Annotated in this window: 23 protein-coding genes and 1 pseudogene; 12 read left to right on the top strand and 12 right to left on the bottom strand. The window is 58.6% G+C overall.

Features of this window, described 5'->3' with window-relative positions:
• Positions 1–402: 402 nt before the first annotated feature.
• Positions 403–915 (bottom strand): hypothetical protein, encoded by a 513-nt coding sequence (locus tag KBZ14_RS03180; protein WP_255116863.1) that lies wholly within the window; start codon positions 913–915, stop codon positions 403–405.
• Positions 916–1,363: 448 nt separating this feature from the next.
• Here KBZ14_RS03180 and KBZ14_RS03185 point away from each other — a divergent pair, with 448 nt between their 5' ends.
• Positions 1,364–2,053, top strand: coding sequence for an SIMPL domain-containing protein (locus KBZ14_RS03185; RefSeq protein WP_255116864.1), 690 nt, complete (start codon positions 1,364–1,366; stop codon positions 2,051–2,053).
• A 356-nt stretch (positions 2,054–2,409) separates the two neighbouring features.
• Here the strand turns inward: KBZ14_RS03185 and KBZ14_RS03190 are convergent, their stop codons facing one another.
• The 3 genes from KBZ14_RS03190 to KBZ14_RS03200 all read right to left on the bottom strand — a co-directional run bounded on the left by KBZ14_RS03190 (position 2,410) and on the right by KBZ14_RS03200 (position 4,209).
• Positions 2,410–2,772 (bottom strand): AbrB family transcriptional regulator, encoded by a 363-nt coding sequence (locus KBZ14_RS03190; RefSeq protein ID WP_255116865.1) that lies wholly within the window; start codon positions 2,770–2,772, stop codon positions 2,410–2,412.
• Between the two features lie 376 nt (positions 2,773–3,148).
• Positions 3,149–3,349: a hypothetical protein gene (locus KBZ14_RS03195; RefSeq protein ID WP_255116866.1), complete on the bottom strand. Its 201-nt coding sequence runs from the start codon at positions 3,347–3,349 to the stop codon at positions 3,149–3,151.
• Positions 3,346–4,209, bottom strand: a complete 864-nt coding sequence (locus tag KBZ14_RS03200) for a lysozyme (RefSeq protein WP_255116867.1) — start codon at positions 4,207–4,209, stop codon at positions 3,346–3,348. Before KBZ14_RS03200 ends, KBZ14_RS03195 begins: the two co-directional genes overlap by 4 nt.
• A gap of 71 nt (positions 4,210–4,280) precedes the next feature.
• On the opposite strand from KBZ14_RS03200, the gene KBZ14_RS03205 reads away from it, so the two are divergent.
• The gene (locus tag KBZ14_RS03205) at positions 4,281–4,586 is read left to right on the top strand and encodes a hypothetical protein (RefSeq protein ID WP_255116868.1); all 306 of its coding nucleotides are present in this window, start codon (positions 4,281–4,283) and stop codon (positions 4,584–4,586) included.
• 3 nt (positions 4,587–4,589) lie between these two features.
• Here KBZ14_RS03205 and KBZ14_RS03210 read toward each other — a convergent pair whose 3' ends face one another.
• Positions 4,590–5,828, bottom strand: a complete 1,239-nt coding sequence (locus tag KBZ14_RS03210) for a site-specific integrase (protein WP_255116869.1) — start codon at positions 5,826–5,828, stop codon at positions 4,590–4,592.
• A 453-nt stretch (positions 5,829–6,281) separates the two neighbouring features.
• Here KBZ14_RS03210 and KBZ14_RS03215 point away from each other — a divergent pair, with 453 nt between their 5' ends.
• Positions 6,282–6,518 carry a hypothetical protein gene (locus tag KBZ14_RS03215; protein WP_255116870.1) on the top strand — a complete coding sequence of 79 codons (237 nt, stop codon included), beginning with the start codon at positions 6,282–6,284 and terminating at the stop codon, positions 6,516–6,518.
• Here the strand turns inward: KBZ14_RS03215 and KBZ14_RS03220 are convergent.
• The 3 genes from KBZ14_RS03220 to KBZ14_RS03230 are packed head-to-tail and all read right to left on the bottom strand — an operon-like array spanning position 6,505 to position 7,242.
• Entirely contained in the window at positions 6,505–6,789 is a 285-nt protein-coding gene (locus KBZ14_RS03220) for a hypothetical protein (protein WP_255116871.1), read from the bottom strand. The genes KBZ14_RS03215 and KBZ14_RS03220 overlap by 14 nt on opposite strands.
• Positions 6,790–6,832: 43 nt before the next feature.
• Positions 6,833–7,045: a type II toxin-antitoxin system HicA family toxin gene (locus KBZ14_RS03225; RefSeq protein WP_255116872.1), complete on the bottom strand. Its 213-nt coding sequence runs from the start codon at positions 7,043–7,045 to the stop codon at positions 6,833–6,835.
• Positions 7,045–7,242, bottom strand: coding sequence for a type II toxin-antitoxin system HicB family antitoxin (locus KBZ14_RS03230; RefSeq protein ID WP_255116873.1), 198 nt, complete (start codon positions 7,240–7,242; stop codon positions 7,045–7,047). The genes KBZ14_RS03225 and KBZ14_RS03230 overlap by 1 nt, the downstream gene beginning before the upstream one ends.
• A gap of 101 nt (positions 7,243–7,343) precedes the next feature.
• Between KBZ14_RS03230 and KBZ14_RS03235 the strand changes: the two genes are divergently transcribed.
• Positions 7,344–7,487 carry a hypothetical protein gene (locus KBZ14_RS03235; protein WP_255116874.1) on the top strand — a complete coding sequence of 48 codons (144 nt, stop codon included), beginning with the start codon at positions 7,344–7,346 and terminating at the stop codon, positions 7,485–7,487.
• 88 nt (positions 7,488–7,575) lie between these two features.
• Here KBZ14_RS03235 and KBZ14_RS03240 read toward each other — a convergent pair whose 3' ends face one another.
• Positions 7,576–7,785 (bottom strand): hypothetical protein, encoded by a 210-nt coding sequence (locus KBZ14_RS03240; RefSeq protein ID WP_255116875.1) that lies wholly within the window; start codon positions 7,783–7,785, stop codon positions 7,576–7,578.
• Between the two features lie 63 nt (positions 7,786–7,848).
• Positions 7,849–8,295: pseudogene (locus tag KBZ14_RS03245) on the bottom strand (secondary thiamine-phosphate synthase enzyme YjbQ); the annotation flags it as partial.
• Between the two features lie 90 nt (positions 8,296–8,385).
• Between KBZ14_RS03245 and KBZ14_RS03250 the strand changes: the two are divergent.
• Together KBZ14_RS03250 and KBZ14_RS03255 are read left to right on the top strand one after the other, a co-directional pair.
• Positions 8,386–8,808, top strand: coding sequence for a hypothetical protein (locus KBZ14_RS03250; RefSeq protein WP_255116876.1), 423 nt, complete (start codon positions 8,386–8,388; stop codon positions 8,806–8,808).
• Positions 8,809–9,244: 436 nt separating this feature from the next.
• Entirely contained in the window at positions 9,245–9,742 is a 498-nt protein-coding gene (locus KBZ14_RS03255; protein WP_255116877.1) for a hypothetical protein, read from the top strand.
• A gap of 28 nt (positions 9,743–9,770) precedes the next feature.
• Here the strand turns inward: KBZ14_RS03255 and KBZ14_RS03260 are convergent, their stop codons facing one another.
• Positions 9,771–12,518 (bottom strand): MGH1-like glycoside hydrolase domain-containing protein, encoded by a 2,748-nt coding sequence (locus KBZ14_RS03260; RefSeq protein ID WP_255116878.1) that lies wholly within the window; start codon positions 12,516–12,518, stop codon positions 9,771–9,773.
• A 437-nt stretch (positions 12,519–12,955) separates the two neighbouring features.
• On the opposite strand from KBZ14_RS03260, the gene KBZ14_RS03265 reads away from it, so the two are divergent.
• On the top strand, positions 12,956–13,288 hold the full coding sequence (locus KBZ14_RS03265) for a hypothetical protein (protein ID WP_255116879.1): 333 nt from the start codon (positions 12,956–12,958) through the stop codon (positions 13,286–13,288).
• A gap of 830 nt (positions 13,289–14,118) precedes the next feature.
• On the opposite strand, the gene KBZ14_RS03270 is transcribed toward KBZ14_RS03265, so the two are convergent.
• The gene (locus KBZ14_RS03270; RefSeq protein ID WP_255116880.1) at positions 14,119–15,999 is read right to left on the bottom strand and encodes an autotransporter family protein; all 1,881 of its coding nucleotides are present in this window, start codon (positions 15,997–15,999) and stop codon (positions 14,119–14,121) included.
• A gap of 304 nt (positions 16,000–16,303) precedes the next feature.
• Between KBZ14_RS03270 and KBZ14_RS03275 the strand changes: the two genes are divergently transcribed.
• From KBZ14_RS03275 to KBZ14_RS03295, 5 genes are all read left to right on the top strand, one after another.
• On the top strand, positions 16,304–16,480 hold the full coding sequence (locus KBZ14_RS03275; RefSeq protein ID WP_255116881.1) for a helix-turn-helix domain-containing protein: 177 nt from the start codon (positions 16,304–16,306) through the stop codon (positions 16,478–16,480).
• Positions 16,428–16,562: a hypothetical protein gene (locus tag KBZ14_RS03280; RefSeq protein WP_255117083.1), complete on the top strand. Its 135-nt coding sequence runs from the start codon at positions 16,428–16,430 to the stop codon at positions 16,560–16,562. The genes KBZ14_RS03275 and KBZ14_RS03280 overlap by 53 nt, the downstream gene beginning before the upstream one ends.
• 178 nt (positions 16,563–16,740) lie before the next feature.
• Positions 16,741–17,958, top strand: a complete 1,218-nt coding sequence (locus KBZ14_RS03285) for a cytochrome P450 (RefSeq protein WP_255116882.1) — start codon at positions 16,741–16,743, stop codon at positions 17,956–17,958.
• A gap of 11 nt (positions 17,959–17,969) precedes the next feature.
• Positions 17,970–18,551, top strand: coding sequence for an EF-hand domain-containing protein (locus KBZ14_RS03290; protein WP_255116883.1), 582 nt, complete (start codon positions 17,970–17,972; stop codon positions 18,549–18,551).
• A 125-nt stretch (positions 18,552–18,676) separates the two neighbouring features.
• Complete coding sequence (locus KBZ14_RS03295; RefSeq protein WP_255116884.1) at positions 18,677–19,801, top strand: MFS transporter; 1,125 nt, start codon at positions 18,677–18,679, stop codon at positions 19,799–19,801.
• Positions 19,802–19,964 lie beyond the last annotated feature (163 nt).

A 19,964-nucleotide genomic window follows, 5' to 3' on the forward strand; every position in this document is an offset into this window, starting at 1 on the left:
GAGGCTGGCTGGTTTTCGATCGATTCGAGCCGGAATGCAGGCGGTGATGCACGACATCACGGCACTGCTGGCGCTGGTACGGCGACAGCCGCAGCCCAACCTGTGTTGAAACTTTGAATCAGCCCTGGGTCAAGGGACTAGTCGCAATGGGCTCACTACTTCCTCGCGCTCCCGGCTTATACTGAATGAGCTTCTGGCTCGTGTCACATGGCTCAAGAAACTTGGAACGTCAAGCTCATTGACAAGGGTCGCACTATGACCGTTCAAGTTCAAGCTACTGGGCAGGCAGAGGCTCGGCGCATTGCTGAGCATCAATATCCCGGATACAAGGCTATGACCGCGCAGAGAGCTTGATGGTCCGGCTCGGCTAGCTCAGCCCATACGGAAACATGATTCATGGCGTCAAGTGAGCAGCTCCGCGGCGAGATCTAGATCAGGCCATGTTTCCTTGCCATTGAAGCTGCTATAACAAAAAACTGTATTGCCATATCGCGCTGCAACGAAAATAATATGTCCTTCCATTCCGCGAGTGATGAAATTCTCGTGATCATTGAACTCTTCAATCTCTATGCCATCATAAGAATATCCGGTTGTCACTCTGTAGCAGGGGTGACCGCGCTTCCCATGGCTTATCGCCTCCGGGACCAAAACGGTGATGGAAGTTTCTTCAAGTAAGGCTGGGTCATAGATGCTTCCTGGGTCGAGCTGAAATGAGATAGAGCACTTCGAGGGTTGCGTGTTGACAACGAAGACTCCGTCTTGAAACGACCCGTCTGCGTTCTGAGGAGCGCCAATAATGGGAGTCTCCGAATCTGCGATGACTCCCTCGTTTCCAGTGTCTCCAACAGAGCCGCTCACAAGCAAGGCCTCGCATTCCTCTAGGTTGCCGTCAGTATTTTCAAGAATCTCGAGCAATATCTTGCTGATTTGCTGCTCCCTGCAGGACGCATTCAATAGCCTGACTTGCTCCTCCGACAGCTGCCCGAAGGCAAGATAGCCTGCTAGCTCTGTCTTGATGTAGATCGTCTTCGTCGCACGAGCTTGGCATCATCCATCATCTCCTGGCATCTCTCATACGACCCTAAAGCTGCGATGCTCTCCTTGGAGTGTTATGCATCCCGTGAATAGTTGAAGAGAGCTTCGGCTTTGGTTGCACGTGGGAAGCCAGGCGTTATTCGCACGAGCCATATGCCTCCACGGGCTCCCGGGCATACTTTGAGTTCATGGCCGCTGGCACCCTGTGGTCCCCAAGTCTTCGTTCTCCTCTCGCATGGCTCGGTTTGTTCCTTCCCGTCAGCTCGCGTCTTCAGCTCTTGGCGCAACATGGGGTTTTCTTAGACGTACTCCACCACTTGTCTTCGCCATGGCCGTTCTCGGCCTCGGTCTAACCACGGCTAGCGGAGTCCTTGTGAGGGGTATCCGCAATGCGAATGACACGATCACGGTGACAGGTGCCAGTACCGAACGCATCACCTCTGACTATGTTGATTGGTCTGTTGAAGTCACCCAGAGCGGTCCCACTCAGCAGGCTTCGTACCAGGGTCTTCAACCTGCTGTTGAGAAGACTGTTGCCTTCTTGAAGGCTCAAGGAATTCAGCCTGATGAACTGGAGCTGGACTCTGTGAAGTCAGAAAAGGAGATCGTTCGCGACCCCCGTACAGGTGAGCTTCGCTCCACCGTATGGACGACAAAACAGGCCGTTCTGATCGGTAGCTGGGACGTCGACAGGATTTACAAAATCTCTGGTCGAATTGGGCAGTTGATCGGTCAAGGCGTCCCTCTCACCATCAACGAACCGGCTTACACCTACACGAAGCTTGCCGAAAAGCGAGTGGACATGCTCGCCAAAGCAACGCGTGATGCCCGCAACCGCGCCCGAGCTATCGCCCGCCAGGCTGGTTCGAGCATTGGTGCGATCACCAATGCCGATACGGGCACCTTCCAGATCACGGTTCCCAATTCCACGGAGACGGCTGATTTCGGGTCCTACGACACCAGTACCGTTGATAAGGACATCACAGCTGTGATGGCCGTCACGTTCAGGGTGGATTGAGCATGAGGCCTGAAACACCCTTGGCGGCTCTTTTGCTGCTCATACCTATTCAGTCCCTGGCCCAACAGCCCGTGCAACCCCTCCCAAAAGTGGGAGGGTGCCCGCTGGGGTATTACGCCTCTGGGAGCTACTGCGCTCCGTCCAAGACCGGCAACACCCGTGGTGCCCTTGAGAAGATTGGCGGTAGCTGCCCGATCGGCTTCTACACCTCTGGCGCGTACTGCGTGAGCAGCCCCAGCAACCAGCGGCAAGCCATTCAAAAAACGGGAAGCAGCTGTCCACTGGGCTGGTACAGCTCCGGGAGCTACTGCGTGAAGAGCCGCTGATTGACAGCGGCTCCGTCTGGGTCAGACGACTCAGTCCTCTTCTACGGCGCCTGAGGGAATCAGCTTGATCTGTTTACGGCCCAGCTTGATCTCAAACTCATCACCCGGCTTGAGATCGAGCATGGCGGTGTAGGCCTTGCCCACCAGCAGGTTGCCGTTGCCTTGCACGGTGGCGGTGTAGCTGAGCTTGCGCCCACCCTTGCCCCGGCCAGCGCCGTCGTTACCGAGGCTCAGGCCTTTGGCCTCCAGCAGGGCTTCGTAGAAGGCGGTGAAGTTCAGGCGCTCGCTGCCATCTTTCTTGGTGCTCACGTAGCCGCAGCTGCGCACCAGATCGGATTTCGAGGCATCGCCCAGTTCCTTGACTTTGGCGAGCAATTCAGAGCCGGCGAGCATGGAAGCTGAGATTGAATCGACCTGACCGTAACGCGCTTCAGTGCCTGTCGCGAGGCTGATTCACCCCATTGTTCCCATAAAAAAGGGAGGCCTTGATGGACCTCCGCTGGATTGCAGGTTGTCATCCTCTGAAGTGGTTCGAGTGTAACACGCTGAACACCAGATCTGCCACTCAAAGGCTCTGCAGCAAACGCTCCAAGCGCACCAGTTGATAGCGATTGGCTTCTGTGGGCAGGGCGTTGTACATCGCCCAGCACGCTGCGCTTCCAGGCCAACTCGTACGTGGTGATCGTTGTGCAGGGGGATGGGTGTCATGGCTGGGTTGTAGTTCATGGAACTCGGAGCAACTGAAGAAAGTGTTCCCCGCTTGGGCGCCTCAGGCCCCTTGGTTGATCTCGATCCACCAACCCGTTCCGGTTCCTTCCACCATCCAGCGGCGACCCCAGTTGCGCTCGGAGTAGCGCAGGCCCTGGCCACTGCCGATGGCGGTGCTCACATAGCCGCCATTCACCAGATCGGCTTCTCCATTGGGGTCGTGGATCAGGAGCTGGCGCTGGGCTGGATCCCACCCGATCACCAGGCTCCAGTGGCCGCCTCCGGAAGGGGATGAGACAGGGCCCTTGTGCAGCCAACCCACCGGGGAAGGCATACCCCGCTTGAGCTGCTCATTAGCTGTTCAATGCAGCCATCCGTGCGGAAGCGCGCCTGCAACCCGAGGCTCTGCAAGGCCTTCACTTGGGCATTGGCATCGGTGGTGTCGCCATGGCGCTGCACCAACGCCAGATATTGATCGTCCCTTTGGCCGGGGCCTTTCAGGGCGCTCGGTTTCAGGAAAACAGCGGCCATGGCGCAGCTGGAGGAGAAGCACATGCGCGGGCCTTGGCTGGTGGCGCTGTCGTTCTGGCTCAGGTAGGGAACTGCCAGCTGAATCAGGGCAGAGGGGCTGACTTGCTTGGCCTGAGCGGCAGGTAAGGGCAGTGTGGTTTGTCCATTCCCTTGAGTGTGTTGCAGCTCTGCAGCCCTCCGCCGCTTGAGCCCTTCCACCGGCCCGTTTGGTCCTTTGCACCAGCGCGGCAACTCCTGCGCGATCACCACCGAAGGCGATTCGCCAGCCAAGCAGCGGCGCCGCAGGGTGGAACGCTCAAGGGCTCCCGCGCCGACGTTGAAGCAGAAGCTGATCAGGGCATCGCGCTGATGCGGCGTGAGGGTGACGCCGGAGAAGAGTCGATCCACTGCGCCGGCAGCCTCGGCCACGTCTTGCTTGAGCCAGGCCTCCGCTTCCTCCTGCGTGATCGTTAGCCCCGGCACCACCTCCGCACCGGTGTGGCCGTAGCCGATGGTCCAGGGAGCACCGCCACTGGCGGGGTCGGGGTAGGCGCTCAGGCGGCAGCCCTCCCAGGTTTTGAGCAGGGTCCAGCCCTCAGGGGTGAGTGGCATTGAGGAATCGCAGAGAACCCTTGAGGGTTCCGGCGCCCTCGGAACCCTTTCAAGCAGTTCGAACGCACTCCATGGATTCCCGCCGCCTGGTGGTTTGGATCTCCACCGGGATCCTCGGGTTCCAGGGAGCCACGCTGGCCTTTGACCTGCTCAACTGCACCGCCCTGAGCTGGCTCTACGTGCGAGCCCATGGGCTGGCGGCGCTGGAGCGACAGCCACAGCGACCCTCCGCCAGACCAATAACCGAGCACCCTGTAGCTCTGTTCTGCACTCGCCCCCAGGGCCGCATTGATGAGGCGGTGAACCAAGGGCTGAGCCTCCTGGCTGGACTCGCTTTGGGCGGTTCGGTCAGCGGTAAAGATCAGGGTCAGCCCTGAGGCTCAGCCCTTGATTGGCACAGCCTGGGCCCGGGCTCGTTTGAACGCGGCCACGACGCCGGCCTCAGAGGCCCACGGGTAAGAGCGGCAATGCACCTCGTAGGAATGTCCCATCGCCGCTGCCGCTGAGCCGCCGTCAATACCCCGCTGGTGGCACCGCAGGCTGTAGCTGTGACGGAAGCTGTAGGGAACCAGTCGCTCACCTGCGGTAGCCATCACCGCCTTGAGCTGGGTCCAGGCTGTCTGGCGGTTGAGGTAGGTCTTGAGACATTCGGCCGCACCATTGCCGCTCTCCAATGGGGGCAGCGTGATGTCACCAGTCAACCAACGGTTGAGCAGATCCCAGTTCTGCACAACACCGTCCTGGTCAATCAAAGGAAGCGGTTCCAGGCGTCGCGGCTCTGTGGCACCGCCGCCGCTGCGCTTGCTATAGCCGCACCACCAGTGGAATTCACGGGTGCTCGGATCACGCCGGATCGAGAGGTACAACAACTCGATGGGCCGTAGGCCCAGCTCACTGCAAAGCCGAATGGCATCGCTCCAGCGCCGGCCGGCCTCGTCATCCGGCAAAGCAGCAAGCAAATCGATGAGCTGCTGATCGGTGAGTGGATCCCCTTTGCGACTTGGCGATCCGTTGGCATGTTTCACGCCCACATGGGAACGCAGATCAGCTGGCGGGCTCCACAAGTCAGGAAAGGATTCACGCTCAACGCAGTAGCGCAGGAACTGACTAAGGCTCTGAGCACGGATCTGCCGCGCCCGACTGCCAGGCTCCCACTCGCGGATGCACTGATCCAGAAGATCATCGGGCCGACCAGGCGCCCTGTGACTGCTCAGCAGCTCAACTGCCATGGCAATCACCGGCTCGTAGTTCTTCTCCCAGGTGCTCGGCTTGATGGCATTGCCGTGCAGGATCTTCTGCTCTCGAAACCGCTCAGCGGCCTCCCGCCAGGGTTTCAGGGTCACCGGCGCCTTTCCCTCAAGCAGGTCTGCCGCTGAGCGGATCGAATGCCCCTCATCCACCAAGGCGTAGATGTTTCGAATCCGCACCAGGGCATCGCCGGTGGAGCGACGCGCCCAATCAAATGGCAGGGAGACGGTCTGCATCGAGCCGGCGGCATGCCGCACCTGGAGTCGCATCCCACCGCGATGCTCACGCACACTCCAGCCCTCGGCTGTCGAGGTGCGCACCGCGCTGCGGAACCCGGGAACCCAGGACTCTTCGAAACGGACAGACGGCATGGGTCACCGGAGCAGCCAAGACCAGCATGGGCCAAATGTGCGCAAGATGTGCGCAAGATGTGCGCAAACAGGCAGGACAAGGCAGGTCAGCGTCGCCGAGATCCCTTGCTATCACTAGAAATGCTAAATACGGCCAACCCCCTATCAGCTCTTTGGGAGCACTAGGTCGCAGGTTCGAATCCTGTCGCCCCGATTGATTTCTCAGGGATTGGGCTTTGATCTTCCGCTCAAATCCCGCTCAAAAACACGTTCGGATTGCGCTGGCTAACCCAGTCAGGGACTGCCCGGAGTTGGCATGGCCAGCCCCAGTAGCCTCCCGTGCGACCAAGCCTCAACGGCTGCGATCCCGTGTTGCGTCATCCCTAAACGCACCCATTTCCGTTCGCTGCTCCGCTGACGGATCGATCGCAGATCTCCTGCCCCCAGGAGCTCCTGTTCTTCGCATCCACACCGATGACCCACACCCCGCACTGGTCCGTGCAGCGTCAGGCAGGGACCCTGCATCGCTGGCGCTCCGCCGGCCTGCTCAAGCCAGGCGAGCACTTCCGCCGCAAGTTCCCGTCTCCCAATAGCCCGCTGCTGTATTACCTGGAACGGTGCGAGGAGGCCATGAACCACGCCTGCGCCCGCCCCTGGCAGCAGCTTGAGCGCGCACCCCAGTGCTCGCGTGAAAACCTCAGGCGGCGTTGAGCCTCAGGGCCAGCCTGGCAAGGAGGCTCAGCCCCTGGCTCACCGCCTCATCAATGCGGCCCTGGGGCCGAGTGCAGAACAGCGCCACAGGCTGCTCGGCTGTTGATCCGGCGGAGGGCTGCTCTGGCTGTCGCTCCACCACCGGCAACCCATGCGTCCGCACGTACAGCCAGCTCAGGGCGGTGCAGTTGAGCACATCAAACGCCAACGTGGCGCCCTGGAATCCCAGGATCCCGGTGGAGATCCAGACCACCAGCCGGCGGGACTCCATGGCCTGCGTCAACGAACAGCGCCATAGGGTTCCGGGGCCGAGCTCAGATCAGCTCGCGGAATTGCTGAGGCGTCAGGCCTGCATCGCGGGCGATCGCGCCCATCGTGATGGCATTGATCGGGTCATGGCGAGGGATGACCAGGCGGCGCTCGCCATTGCTCATGATCATGTGGCCGGATTCACGAACAACGCGGAAGCCGAGCTTCTGAAAGACCCGAACCGCTTCCTTCTGGCTGACCCCTGGCAGGCGCGGCATCAGACCGCTAGCTCCAGCGTCTCCACTGTCTTCACGCCGGCCTCCTCTGCCTCGACCTCCAGCCAGAGCTGGATGGCCTCGCGAATGTTCGCCAGAGCTTCATCGCGGGTGTCGCCCTGGGAGTGACAGCCGGGCAGATCAAGGCAACTCACTGACCAACCCTCGTCGGTTTCGAGCAGGCGTATGCGGTACGACATCCATGGCTCGGCAGTCTCTTCACCCTATCGGCGCCCACTGATAAGAAGCAGCCACTCGTGTGACCCCGCCGGAACCCTCAAGGGTTCTCTGCCTCGCCTCAATGCCACTCACCCCTGAGGGCTGGACCCTGCCCAAAACCTGGGAGGGCTGCCGCCTGAGCGCCTATCCCGACCCTGCCAGTGGTGGTGCCGCCGGTCGAGGCGCAAACGTCAATGGTGGCGTCAATCGGGTTGGTCGCCGTTAACCGGCTGAGCCAGGCCGGAGGCTGCTCAAAAGACTCGAGCCGCCAACCCGTGAGTGCTCAAGCCACGCCATGCCTGCTGCTGACCAGTTCACCGGTGCAGGCCACCGGCAGCAGGCTTGAGCGACCGCCCTCGTACCAGGCATCCACCAACGCCGTGGAGCACCTGGGTCTGATCCGGTGTGCCCACGTACCAAGGCGCCTCGGGATCGACCGACAGCTCCTCATGGAGCTGGAGCAGCCCCTCAAGGACGCAATCGGTGAGCTCGCTCTTCTCTGGCCAGTTGGCAGGCAAGGTCAATCATCCACCGATTTAGGCGCATCCAGGCTCGCCGGGTGAAGGCTCGGCCGCCCGTGCTGCCTACTCGCCGATGATGTGGCAGGCAATTCGCCGCCGTTGCGGTTTCGCCCTGTGTTCCCAGAGGTAAACCCCCTGCCAAATGCCTAGGAGCAGTTCTCCGCCATCAAGACTCAGCGTCAGGGTCTGGGCGGTGAGTGCCGTACGGATGTGGGCCGGCATGTCGTCGTCACCCTCGTCATCGTGCAGATAGGGGGTGCGCTTGCCGTTGCCGTCCAGGGGACCGCGGCCATCCTGCGGAACCACCGCATCCATCCAGGCCTGGAGATCCTTGAGCACCCGGGGATCGGCATTCTCATTGATGGTCAGGCTGCAGCTTGTGTGCAAGCAGCTCAGGTGCAGCACGCCCCGCTGCATGCCAGTGGAACGAATCCAGCGGTTGAGCTCCCCGTTGAGACGGGTGAAGCCTGGGCCTTTGGTCGAAACCTCGATCTGGTGGAGATGCTGTTGCATGGTCCAGGATTAGCAGGTCTGGACATCAAGCCCATGACCTCACTGCAACCCCACCTGAACAGGATGCTGGCTGGCTGTGTTGCGGTCTTGTTGCCGTTGCTGATTGGGCCTGTCATCGCCGCTGAGCACCAACTGCTGTTGCGACCGACCCAGGAGCGCTTTTCCAGTGGTGATCGGATCTGGTGGCTTGAATGGCGCCAGGGCAAGCAGGTGTTGCAACGCTGGGCTGCAGCCAGCGGCGCCGGCCAGAGCCAGGGATTGGACCGTCGCTGGAGCCCAGGCAATGGGGCGCCGCTGCCGGCTGGAACCTATGCCCTGGGTCGGCCAGAGCCATGGGGCCGCGATGTATGGATTGGGCTGGAGCCGCGGTTCTCAACGCGCCGCAGTGGGCTCGGCATCCACCACTGCTTCCCGGGAGTGGGGTGCATCTGCTTGCCGCAACGCCGTGAGCTCGATCAACTGGCTTCCTTGATCAGACGGCACGACATCCGCCGTCTGGTCGTAGTGCAGTGATACATGAAAGGATGGACTACGACAACTATTGCGGAGAAAAGAACTTAAGCCCGTTGCAAGCGAAGCAAATGACTCTGATGCTGCTTCAAAGGGTAGGGCCAGTATCTTCTATGGTTCCGGGCAAATTCTGTTTGAAGAATCTGTTAATCTACTTGTTCTTGGTGTATAGCAGGAATGGCCAGCGTCATGGCTGCGTTTCACGCTGCAGTGATCAGAGCATCGACTGATCCATTCTCCAGTAGACACCTTAGACGTGCTCTGCCCATTGACAATTAGAGTGTCTTCGTCATAGCATTGAGGCCACTTTAGTATAAAGATCCAATCTCGCCACCATGAAGCCTAAAGCTTTGCAGATCCCAAAGCGATTTCAAAAAAGGGAGCATGCTCCCGCTAAATCGTTTTAAGAAAAAACTTCTTGTCTGCATTGAATTCAATCATGCCGATGCCTGATGACAGCTTTCATGGGCCAATTGATGGGATTGACTTAAAGGATGCACTAGCCCTTGCGGCACACATAGAGCAGCTGCTCATGGCTGAGCAGCAATGGATACTGAATCGTTTGTCTTGGCTTTTCACCTCTCAATCCTTTCTGGTAACCGCTTTTGTTGTCCTTTTGGGCTCAGGTGATCATTCCTCCAGTGCCCATCTCTTGCGAATTGCACTACCTCTTTTGGGTCTATTCTGTTGTGTAACTGTAGCAATAGCCATTAGGGCTGCCGAGCGCGTGCGCAGGCCACTTGGAAACAGGCGCGCGTTCTTGTCAATGCTGATTAACGACATCGTTAAAAGCCCAATGCTGGTTCCCATGCTTGGATCAAGTAAGGCCCTTCGTGATCATCCATCGACGTTGCATCATGGTTCATTGCCGCACATTGTTTTGCCTTGGGCATTTGCCGTTCTATGGCTTCTGTTGTTAATGTCCCTGGGACTGTGAACTCAGGCAGTCTTTCTGCCACTCTCCTTCAATCGACGCCATAGCGCTGAATAGGCATGAGTCCCGTATTGCCGCCACTCGCCAACCGACTCTCCTGGGTGTTGGCGGCGAAGTAGTGAATCAAATTAAACACCAGACCACTCCATCCCGTCTGGTGGCTGGCACCAATGCCGGCTCCATTATCACCATGGAAGTACTCATAAAACAGCAGATGGTCCTTCCAGTGGGGGTCGCCCTGAAAGGTCTGCTGGCTGCCAAAGACTGGTCTAAGGCCTTCAGCATTGCGTGTAAAAATGGAGATGAGTCTGTGCGCGAGATGCTCGGCGATCTCATAGAGATTCGCCATCTGGCCGCTGCCTGTTGGGAATTCAACCTTGAAGTCCTTGCCGTAATACGTGTAGTAGACAGTCAAGGAGCGAATGATCGCGAAGTTGACTGGCATCCAGATCGGCCCGCGCCAGTTGCTGTTGCCGCCGAATAGGCCTGAATCGGACTCGGCCGGCAGGTATTGGACAACGTACTCCTGTTGATTGTGGACAAAGCGATAGGGGTCCCGTTCATGCCGTTTCGAGATCGAGCGAATGCCATGGTCACTGAGAAACTCATCAGGATCGAGCATGATCTTGAGCACGCGGCGAAGATTGGTTTCATCGAGGGCTGACATCATTTGTCGGTTGGCATAGCCCTTGAGCCTGATGTCGTGAAAAGAGCTTTGTTGGTCTGGGTATTTATCCCGCATCTGTTGCAAGATATCGCCAATTTCTGGAAATTGTTCCACGACATCCTGCTCGAACACCTGTACGGCGCACAATGGAATCAGCCCGACCATCGACCTGACTTTCAGCCGAGTTGAGCTGCCGTCGCTTTTGCGGAGGACATCATAAAAGAATCCATCCTGTTCATCCCACATGCTCTCGCTCGCATTGCGATTGACCATCGCGTGGGCGATTCTTAAATAGTGCCTGATGAATTTGGCTATGTATTCGCGATACATTTCATCGCTTCGAGCCAACTCAACGGCGATATTGACCATGGTCTGGGCGTAGAAGGCCATCCATGCCGTGCCATCGGCCTGCTCGAGCCGGCCGCCCATCTCTGTCGATTCAGTGCGGTCAAAAATGCCAATATTATCGAGACCAAGGAAGCCACCTTGGAACACACTATTATCATCGGCATCTTTGCGATTCACCCACCAGGTAAAGTTAATCAGAAGCTTGTGGAAGCTTTGTTTCAGCCACTGATGATCAGGTTGTCCGTGAAGTCCTGCATCGGTTAAGTAGACGAGATAGGTTGCCCAGGCATGCACGGGTGGGTTGACATCGCCGAAGTTCCACTCATAGGCTGGAATTTGCCCGTTGGGGTGCAGGTACCGGCTGCTCAGCATCAAGCTGAGCTGTTGCTTGGCGAAGCTCGGATCCACGAGTGAAAACGTCATGGCGTGGAAAGCAAGATCCCAGGCCGCGTACCAGGGGTATTCCCATTTGTCTGGCATGGAGATGACATCACAGTTGTTCATGTGATGCCACTGCTGATTTCTGAATCCCTGGCCGTTCATGGCACCCAGTGGGTCAATCCCACGTTGCTGGAGCCAGGGCGCAATGTCGTAGTTGTAGAACTGTTTGGACCACAGCATCCCTGCCACGGCCTGCCTGAGCACCAGCTGTTGCTCGGTGCTTAATCCAGCTGGCATCACCCTGGCGTAGTAGTCATCGCAGTCCTGTTTTCTGCGATGGAAGATCTGATCAAAGTCGTGATAGGCAGAATCGTTATTTGAGTCAGGCGTTGACTTGGTCAGTCGTAAGCGGATTGTGCTCGAGGCATGGGCACCAATCGAGAGGTGATGCACTGCGGATGCCTTAGTGCCGCGCTGGGATGGGTTGACAGCTGCCGTTTCGCCATGAACCAAGTAGCGGTTAATGCCACATTTGGTGTAGGGAGATTGATTGGGTTGTTGGAATACAACTTCTGTATTGGTTTCGTTGTCCGTGAACACCAGTTCATCAGCCCCCTGGCAGTGCAGCACGAAATCGCCAAGGTCGGGGTGGCTCGCATAGAGGCTGGTTGCACCTGATTCACCCGGCTGCGCCTGGATCAAGGGTCTCGCATTGCCGCCTTGCGTCCAAGTATTGCGACACCAGAGGGTGGGTAAAACAGCGAGGCTGGCCGGTTGATCGGAGCGATTGTGGACCGTGATCTGGATCAGTAGGTCTTCCGGATCAGCCTTGGCATACTCCACTTCAATATCGCAGTATTCATTGTTATCAAAAATTCCCGTGTCGATTAGTTCGTATTCTGGCTCATGGCGCGACCTTGCCTTATTTACGGTGACAAGATCATCGTAGGGAAAGGTGTTGAGCGGATACTTATAGAGGAAACGCATGTAGGAATGCGTTGGCGTTGAGTCGAGGTAGTAATAATATTCTTTGACATCTTCGCCATGGTTCCCTTCGCTGTTGGTCAGACCAAAGAGGCGTTCCTTGATGATCGGATCGTTGCCATTCCAGAGCGCTAAGGCGAAGCAAAGAAGCTGGCGGTCATCGCTGATGCCTGCCAGGCCGTCTTCTCCCCATTGGTAGGAGCGGGATCGTGCCTGATCGTGACTGAAGGATTCCCAGGCATTGCCATCGGGGCTGTCGTCTTCGCGTACGGTGCCCCACTGCCTTTCGCTCAGGTAGGGCCCCCATGTTCTCCATGGCTTGTGCCCCTGGTCGGCCTCCACCAGGCGCTGGTGTTCAGGCGACAGGGATTCTGAGGATTGGGTCTGGGACACCACCATGGTCGATGAACGTTTGAAATCAGGTCCAATCACCCTAAGAGTGGGTTGTTAAGTCTGATCCTGCTATCGGCTATTCGGTTGATGGCCCCCTGACTGACGGACACAAGCCCAAGAGCGTTTGCGCCGGAATGGGTCTCAAGTCATTGGGTGGGCAGGGAGCCATGAAAGGTTGGGGTTGCGACACCAAACCAATCTCTCGTGGATTCCCACGCCCGGCTCCATGCTGAGCTCACCGGCTTCGCCCCGTCTGCGACGAGCGTCACCTGGTGCTGTTGGGTTGGCTGGTCACCAGCCTGCTCCTCAACCAGACCGTCTGTTTTGACCAGGAGAAGCGATTCATCCCGCTGAACCGTTGCCTACCCGCCAGCTAGCAGCGCCGTTGCCGCCGTTGGTTCGCCAACGGTCAGATCGGTCCCGACGGGCTCTACGGCCCGCTGGTGCTCTGGGCAATTCAGCAGTGGCAAAAGCCAGGCCAGACCTTGCATCTGGCCCTTGACACCACGATGCTCTGGAACCTCTTCTGCGTCGTGGTGCTCTCCGTGGTCTGCCACGGCAGGGCGATTCCGCTGCTCTGGCAGACGCTGGAGCATCCCAGTGGCGAGCTGCTCGGTTGGTTGAGTCAGCAGTCGCGCTGGCGCTGTGAGGTGCGGCGTTTACGCCTGCCCCGCGGCCATTGCCGTGGGTTTCGGGATGTGCGGCTCTGGGATGGCGGCCACCGGGCCAATCTGGTTCTGGCCAGACCCGTTGGCATCACAGCCGCTGAGCCCTGATCGCTGGTCAGCAACCTGGAATCCAGCCTGGATCTGGTCTGGGCCGATGGCCAACGCTTCTGCACCGAGCAGCTCTTCCGCGACCAGACATCGGCAATCATCCAGTTGGAGCGCAGTGGCCTGCGAGATCCTGCTCGCATCCATCGGCTGCTGCTGGCGATCGCATGACCGTCTCTGATGAGATGTGTCCGTCAGTCAGGGGCTGGGCATCGGGCACCTGGAAGGCCGAGCGGAAGCCCCCTGGAGAAGGCCTCGAGGTGAGCAGGGGCCAAGGCCTTGACCGCTCCTGCAAAGCGGGGATAGCAGGCTGCCAGGCGGTTGAAGCAGCCCCAACAGAGCCGTGCCACCGCAGCCGCGGGAGGGGGGCTGTGCGTGATGAACCAACGCCACACGTCCCGGCGGCGGCAAGGAAACAACAGATCACGCGAAGCACCTGCGCCGTGTGACAACCTGAATTCCCTGCCGCCTAGTGGCGATCAGGGGCTTGCGGCTAATCCGTCTGCGCTAAACAGCAACTCAGGGCTGTGGGTGCCCCGGCTCAGAGGTTAACGATGGGGGCTGTCCAGAAAATCCAGTCCAGCTCAGGTTGTGGCAGCCACAGTCCATATTCTGCAGAGTTTAATCGCACAACTCCTGCAATTTACGCCGGCACAGCGATTTAGCATCGAACCCTATAGATATTGGCCAAGGCGAACAGTGTCTTTGGTTTGTGGTTATTCTTCTTGATGCCCCGGTGGCAGAAGTTCTGGAGTCCGAGTTGTCATTGGGTCACGCGAAATGGATGTTCCAGATTGTCGCGCACAGATTTGCGCCAACCGGCGGGACGCAAGCTAGAACTTCACGCTCAGTCCAGCCCATCCACCAGCAGCATAATTGATACCGTTGCCAACGGCTGCATCACCCCTGATCTTCAGAGCAACCGCACTTGAAAGATCAATCGTCACACCGGCCGTTACAGCAACAGAATGACGGCTAACAACTTCTGTGGGTAGTGCCAGCGACTGGCCAATCATGGTGACACCTACCGTATTGGCACCAACGCTTCCACGATACAGGTAGCCCACCTGCCCTTCTAGGACCATCTTGGTGTCTTTGCCCAAGGTTGTTTTCAGCATTCTCCGGGTGCCGATGCCAACGAAGCTTTGTCCGATGGCGACGTTTCGTCCGTTCACAGTGGCATTGGCAGAGCCACCACCAGATTCTGTGTAGGCACCCATCCATTGCTGGGCGTAGCGCAGCCGAGCTGTGGGCAGCAAGCTCCAGCCATTGAGTTCGCCTGCCTTGTATGTAATACCTGCCTCGGGTGCCAGCCACCAGCCACGAAACGATGCTTGGGTGCTGGAGTTACCGAGGTATGCCAGGTTGTCATTGACATAGCGTTGTTGCCTAAAGCTTTGAACGCCTCCGTAGAGTGCGAAGTCGAGGCTCAGATCTTTCCACCGCTTTTGTCCGTAAAGCCCCAAGAAGCCATCGTCACTCGAGTTGTTGTATGACTGCATCGCGCTGCCGTCTGTTGTTAGGCTTGTCTGTCCATATCCACCTAGTGCGCCCAGCATCAAGCTTTTGGAGCGCATGAAATCGTAGCCCATTGCGACGCCAGAGTAGATGTATTTTCTACTCAGGGTTGCGTCCGATCCTGAGTAGCTCGATGTCATTCCAAAGCCTCTTGCCCACAACGGATAGTCTTTATTGGTTCCGTTGAAGCGCCCAGGCGTGAGTGAGGATATGGTGCTTGTCATATCCCCCAAGGCATCAGTTGAGGCGGCAAAGAATGTTGGCTCGTAAGTTGCAAGCTGCTTTGTTGATGTATTGATAAAGACTGGAACAGGGCCATTCGCGCTGATGCCGCTAAGTGTGCCGGAGTAGTTGATGAGCTTTGAGTGGTTGGCGCCGGTCGTGATGCTGACCTGAGTGCCTGACCCAAGTTCAATTCCCCCGCCCAGGAATGAGCCATTAAGGAGGTTTAATGTGTTGCCGCTTCTTGAAAAGTGTATTGAGTTTCCGTGATAGCTAACAATTGTTCCCGAGTTGGTGACTGAGTTCGATCCGCCGCCTGCTCCGGCGCCAGCATTGATGCCTGCTGCTTCTCCGGGAGAAGTAGATGCACCTGTTGTGATGATAACCCCTGTGTTGGTAATCGTATTTAGGCTTCCGTTGGCGCGTATCCCTTCGGCATCATCGCCAGTCGTCCTGATTGTGCCATTGTTGATGATCCGGTTTGAATTGCTGCCCGTTGCGGCTGATATGCCGGTTGACAATACGGTTTCGATTAAGCCATTGTTGATGATCGCATTGCTATTGCCACTTACGCCTATCCCCCGAGCTGAATCCTTGAATGTCCGAATGGTTCCATTGTTGATGATGACACTAGATCCGCCAGTGGCGCTTATCCCATCTGCGTTACCTACGGCGCCGCTTCCAGTCGTCTGAATGCTTCCATTGTTGATGATTTGATTCGATCCTCCTGTTGCGCTAATGCCCTTGGCATCGTCGTCAGTGACGCTTATGCTTCCATTTGTTGTGACTGTTAGTGAATCGCTGCCGTTTAGCTCTGGCACCATGGGGCCCTGAGTCGTCGTCTGAGCACCGTTAATCGTTGTGTCAGCCGCGAGGCAATTGGGGTATGCGCTAAGGATCGCAAAATAGGCCAGTGCTTTTAATGGGTTGTTGTTTGAGGAACTTTTCATCTTTGCCGCATGAATAATCTGCATTAAAGCGCACCGCTCACCGGTTTTGTCTTTAAGCTTCTACTTTTTCATCTAAAACTTCGCTAAAGAAGCCGCCCGTCTCGACGATAATGGGTCAACTGCCTACCCTTTGCTGCGAGGTGAACAGGAGCGCGCCGGTTCCCTGTTCTCCGACGTCCCGATCGAGGATCGGAGTCCGGCCAGTCATCCGCTGTGGCCCCCGATTTCAGGACAGTTATCACCCCTCTGATCAGTACACCAGGGGGCTTGATGGAGCAGACCAATGCGTCGCTACAGCGAGGCCGCCAACGCTGATGTGAGAAGGCGGATGAGTCCGCCGCACCGCCAGACCGTCGCTCAGATCTCAGCAGACCTGGGTATTCACGTGGTCACCCTCTACAACTGGAGGAAGGCCTGGCGGTTGCAAGGAGCGCCAGGGAACGTTCACAGTGGTGCTGGAGACCGCAGGGCTCAATGCCACCGAGCTCAGCGCCTACAGCGGTGATTGGGGTTGGTACCTGGAGCAGGTTGAACGGTGGCGCCAGGCGTCCCAGGATGCCAACGAAAAGCCAGTGCTCGCCTTGTAGACGCTGTCCGGCGAGTTCGCCGAGCCGTAAGAGCAGAAGGAGCTCGAGAAGCTCCGTGCCCAGGATCAGAAGGCAATCAAGCGACTCCATCAGGAGCTCAGGCGCAAGGAGAAGGCCTTGCTGATCATGGATAAAGGCATGGCTGACTCCTATGGGTTGAATCAACGATGATTGAGCCATGATCCTCAGCTCCCCCGAGCGCCTCGCGTTCCAACAAGATCCTTGCCTGCCCGGGCATCCCGATCCCTATCCCATCTACGCAACCCTGCGGGAAGAAAATCCTGTGCAGTGGTGTGAGGGTCCCGGCCTCTGGGTCGTGCTCGGTCATCCGGAGTGCCAAGCCCACATGCGGGATGACCGCTGCAGCCGCCAGGACCACCTGGACAAGCTGATCCAGCGATTTGGAGACGAGCGCATTTTCCAGCGTCAGAAGGGAGATCTTCCCTTTATGGATGACAAGGTCCATGGGCGGGTCCGGCACCACGTGATGGCGGCCTTCCGCTCGATCGACCTGGAAGCGCTTGATCAGTTCTGTATTGAGTTCCTCCGCCAGCGGCTTGAGGGGGTACAGACGGGTGAATGGATCGACCTGATGCCTCTGCTGGCAAACCCCCTACCCGTTGTGGTTACAGGCCATCTCATGGGAGTGCCAGGCGAGCAACAAGGCCAGGTGCTTGAGCACGTTGGCGGCTTTGTGCGTGCCCGTGGTCTCACCCAAACGGAAGCGACGGCCAGCGGAGGTGATGCCGCGATGGACGTTTACCGCCGCTTCTTTGTTCCTCTGCTGCAAGAACGCCGCCGCCAGCCCGGGGACGATGTCCTCAGTCGACTGATCGGTACCCCCCAAGATGCCATCGAGCTCAGTGATGAGCAGCTGCTGCTGATCGTGTCCAGCAACTTCTATTCAGCTAGCATCTACACCGTGCCCCTACTGATCAGCAACGCCGCTTTGCAGTTGGCCCGGGAACCTGCACTCCTGCAACGTTTAAAGCAGGAGCCGTCTCTCCTGAACAGCTGCGTGGAAGAACTGCTCCGCTTTGATCCGCCAGCCCAGGCACTCAATGTGAGCGCGGTGCGCGAAACGATCGAGCTAGGCAGTTGCCGCATCCCTGCCGGCGATTCGGTCACGGCCTTGGTGGGAGCTGCCAACCGCGATCCGCGTGTGTTCGTTGAACCCAATCGCTTCCTCTTGGATCGCCAGCCCAATCCCCATCTCAGCTTTGCCCCTGGCGTGCACCAGTGCCTCGGCCTTCACCTGGCCCGGTTGGAGCTGCGGGCGGTGCTGCGAGCCTGGGTTGAACGATTCGAACGCCTGGAGGTGGATGAAGCGCGCAGCAAGCGTCTGGTGGGCGATCGCTTCCGTGGCTTTGAGCGGTTGATGATTCGCTTCTCCTAGGGACCGCCACTATGCCGATTCCTCAAGCACTGGTCGAGCGCTACCGGCGCCTTTTCCGCTTCTACGACCGCGATCGCGACGGTAGCCATTCCCTGTCAGGTGACTTCCAACCTGTTGCGGAGGAGCTTCATGGCCGCTGGGGTGATCGCCCGACGCCTTTCCCCGATTTGCTCGCCCTGCTGCTGTCCACCTACAGCCATGAAGTCGAAAGGCGCGATCTCGATGGCAATGGAGTCGTGGATGAGGAGGAATTTGTGGCCTCCCATGCCGTGGTGATCGAGGCTTTTGGCCGCTTGCCTCTGCAGGCGCGTGCCTTTATCGCCCAATCAGCGGGTCGATTTTTTGATTGCCTCGACCTCGATGGTGATGGCTGCTTGGATCTGGCTGATCTTGAGGCCTATGCCAGTGCCTTCGGCCAGCCAACTGGGGGTATTCAGTCCAATCTGGCGCGGATGCTGGCGGCGTTTGATTTGCCCCCCGATCGCCTGCCCAAGGCGGTGTTTTTGGAATTGGTGGCCCAGTATTGGTTTGATCCTTCAGGAGAAGCCCCCGGCCGCTGGCTGTTTGATTTGGGGGTGGAGTGTCACCCCTGATGGCCCCCCTGAGCTAACGCCCCGCTATGCGCAACGTCTCCAATCTGTTGGCGCCGCAGGAGCCAGAACTGCCTCCATCCTCTTCCCCATCCAGTTCTCCGCTGCCATCCCTTGGTCTGATGGCCATGGCGGTGGGAATCAGCGTGGCCAATCCTTACTACGCCCAGTCGTTATTGCCTTCCGTGGAGGTGGCCTTTGGCCTGCCAGCCGGCAGTGTGTTGTTGGGGCCGACGGCCACCCAACTCGGCATGGCCTTGGGCTTTTTGTTGCTGCTGCCGCTGGGCGATGGCACCGAGCGGCGGCGCATGCTCGCCCTCCTGGCCGCAGGTATGGCCCTGGCCTGTGGTGCTGTGGTGCTCTCGCCAACCTTTCCGCTGCTGGTGGTGAGCTGGTTTGCCCTGGGCCTGATGGCCCTGATTCCTTCGCTGTTGCCTCCGTTCCTCGCCGCCTTCACCCCCGAGCACCAGCGGGGCCGCATGCTCGGCATCGTGCTCAGCGGCCAGTTCAGCGGGATTTTGTTGTCGCGCAGCATCAGCGGTGTGGTGGCCCAGCTGTGGGGTTGGCGCGCGATTTATGCCATCTCTGCTGTGGCCATGGTGGCGCTGGCGCTGCTGTTTCGCCGCCTGCTGCCATCCTTGCCCCCTGCGGATACCCGGGGTTATTGGGCCCTGCAGCGCTCCTTGTTGCAGCTCTGGCGCGCCCATGCCCGGCTGCGGCGTTCCTGCTTCACCCAGGCCCTGCTGTTTGGCAGCTTCATGGCCCTCTGGAGTGCGGTGGCCCTGCATTTGAGCGCAGGCCCTTGGCATCTGGGCCCAGCCCTGATCGGTAGCTTTGGCCTCGTAGGCCTGACCAGCATCCTGGCGGCGCCAGGGGTGGGGCGCTTGGTGGATCGCCATGGCCCGGATCGGATTGTGGTCTGGGGTGTGGCCTGCGCCGGCTTGGGCGTGGTGGTGCTAGGGGTTTGGCCCAGCTCGCTGGCTGCCTTGGCCCTGGGCCTGATGGCGGTGGATTTGGGTGTGCAGGGCAGTTTTGTGGCCAACCAAGCCCGCATCTACGCCCTTGATCCGGCGGCCCGCAGCCGCATGAGCGGCCAGCTGTTTCTCACGGCTTACCTCGGAGCGGCAGCCTGTTCGGTTGCGATTTCTGTGTTCTGGAGCCATTGGCAGTGGCCAGGCACCACGGCCTTTGCCTTGGTTCTGGTCACCCTGGCATTGGTGTTGGAGTGCCAAGGGGCGGCTACGCCCCAATAGTAGGGAGGTAATAGGGAGGTAAAAGGTATGGGTTGGATGTTGTGCAGATTCTCTTCTCTCAGGGCTGGTCTTGATTCGCTGCGTAACCCCCCGGCTTCAGCACAGTTGTTGCCCTCCTGATTCTTGCATTCGATGGCTTGAGGACAAGATCTAACCTTAGGAA

Source organism: Synechococcus sp. HJ21-Hayes, from assembly GCF_024345835.1.
In the GTDB taxonomy this organism is placed as follows: Bacteria; Cyanobacteriota; Cyanobacteriia; order PCC-6307; family Cyanobiaceae; genus Vulcanococcus.

Bases quoted from the DNA above. Each gene is read 5' to 3' on its own strand.
- KBZ14_RS03185 (WP_255116864.1), top strand. From the start codon at position 1,364: ATGGCCGTTCTCGGCCTCGGTCTAACCACGGCTAGCGGAGTCCTTGTG.
- KBZ14_RS03190 (WP_255116865.1), bottom strand. From the start codon at position 2,772: ATGCTCGCCGGCTCTGAATTGCTCGCCAAAGTCAAGGAACTGGGCGAT.
- KBZ14_RS03200 (WP_255116867.1), bottom strand. From the start codon at position 4,209: ATGCCACTCACCCCTGAGGGCTGGACCCTGCTCAAAACCTGGGAGGGC.
- KBZ14_RS03205 (WP_255116868.1), top strand. From the start codon at position 4,281: ATGGATTCCCGCCGCCTGGTGGTTTGGATCTCCACCGGGATCCTCGGG.
- KBZ14_RS03210 (WP_255116869.1), bottom strand. From the start codon at position 5,828: ATGCCGTCTGTCCGTTTCGAAGAGTCCTGGGTTCCCGGGTTCCGCAGC.
- KBZ14_RS03215 (WP_255116870.1), top strand. From the start codon at position 6,282: ATGACCCACACCCCGCACTGGTCCGTGCAGCGTCAGGCAGGGACCCTG.
- KBZ14_RS03220 (WP_255116871.1), bottom strand. From the start codon at position 6,789: ATGGAGTCCCGCCGGCTGGTGGTCTGGATCTCCACCGGGATCCTGGGA.
- KBZ14_RS03225 (WP_255116872.1), bottom strand. From the start codon at position 7,045: ATGCCGCGCCTGCCAGGGGTCAGCCAGAAGGAAGCGGTTCGGGTCTTT.
- KBZ14_RS03230 (WP_255116873.1), bottom strand. From the start codon at position 7,242: ATGTCGTACCGCATACGCCTGCTCGAAACCGACGAGGGTTGGTCAGTG.
- KBZ14_RS03235 (WP_255116874.1), top strand. From the start codon at position 7,344: ATGCCACTCACCCCTGAGGGCTGGACCCTGCCCAAAACCTGGGAGGGC.
- KBZ14_RS03255 (WP_255116877.1), top strand. From the start codon at position 9,245: ATGCCGATGCCTGATGACAGCTTTCATGGGCCAATTGATGGGATTGAC.
- KBZ14_RS03260 (WP_255116878.1), bottom strand. From the start codon at position 12,518: ATGGTGGTGTCCCAGACCCAATCCTCAGAATCCCTGTCGCCTGAACAC.
- KBZ14_RS03270 (WP_255116880.1), bottom strand. From the start codon at position 15,999: ATGCAGATTATTCATGCGGCAAAGATGAAAAGTTCCTCAAACAACAAC.
- KBZ14_RS03275 (WP_255116881.1), top strand. From the start codon at position 16,304: ATGAGTCCGCCGCACCGCCAGACCGTCGCTCAGATCTCAGCAGACCTG.
- KBZ14_RS03285 (WP_255116882.1), top strand. From the start codon at position 16,741: ATGATCCTCAGCTCCCCCGAGCGCCTCGCGTTCCAACAAGATCCTTGC.
- KBZ14_RS03290 (WP_255116883.1), top strand. From the start codon at position 17,970: ATGCCGATTCCTCAAGCACTGGTCGAGCGCTACCGGCGCCTTTTCCGC.
- KBZ14_RS03295 (WP_255116884.1), top strand. From the start codon at position 18,677: ATGGCGGTGGGAATCAGCGTGGCCAATCCTTACTACGCCCAGTCGTTA.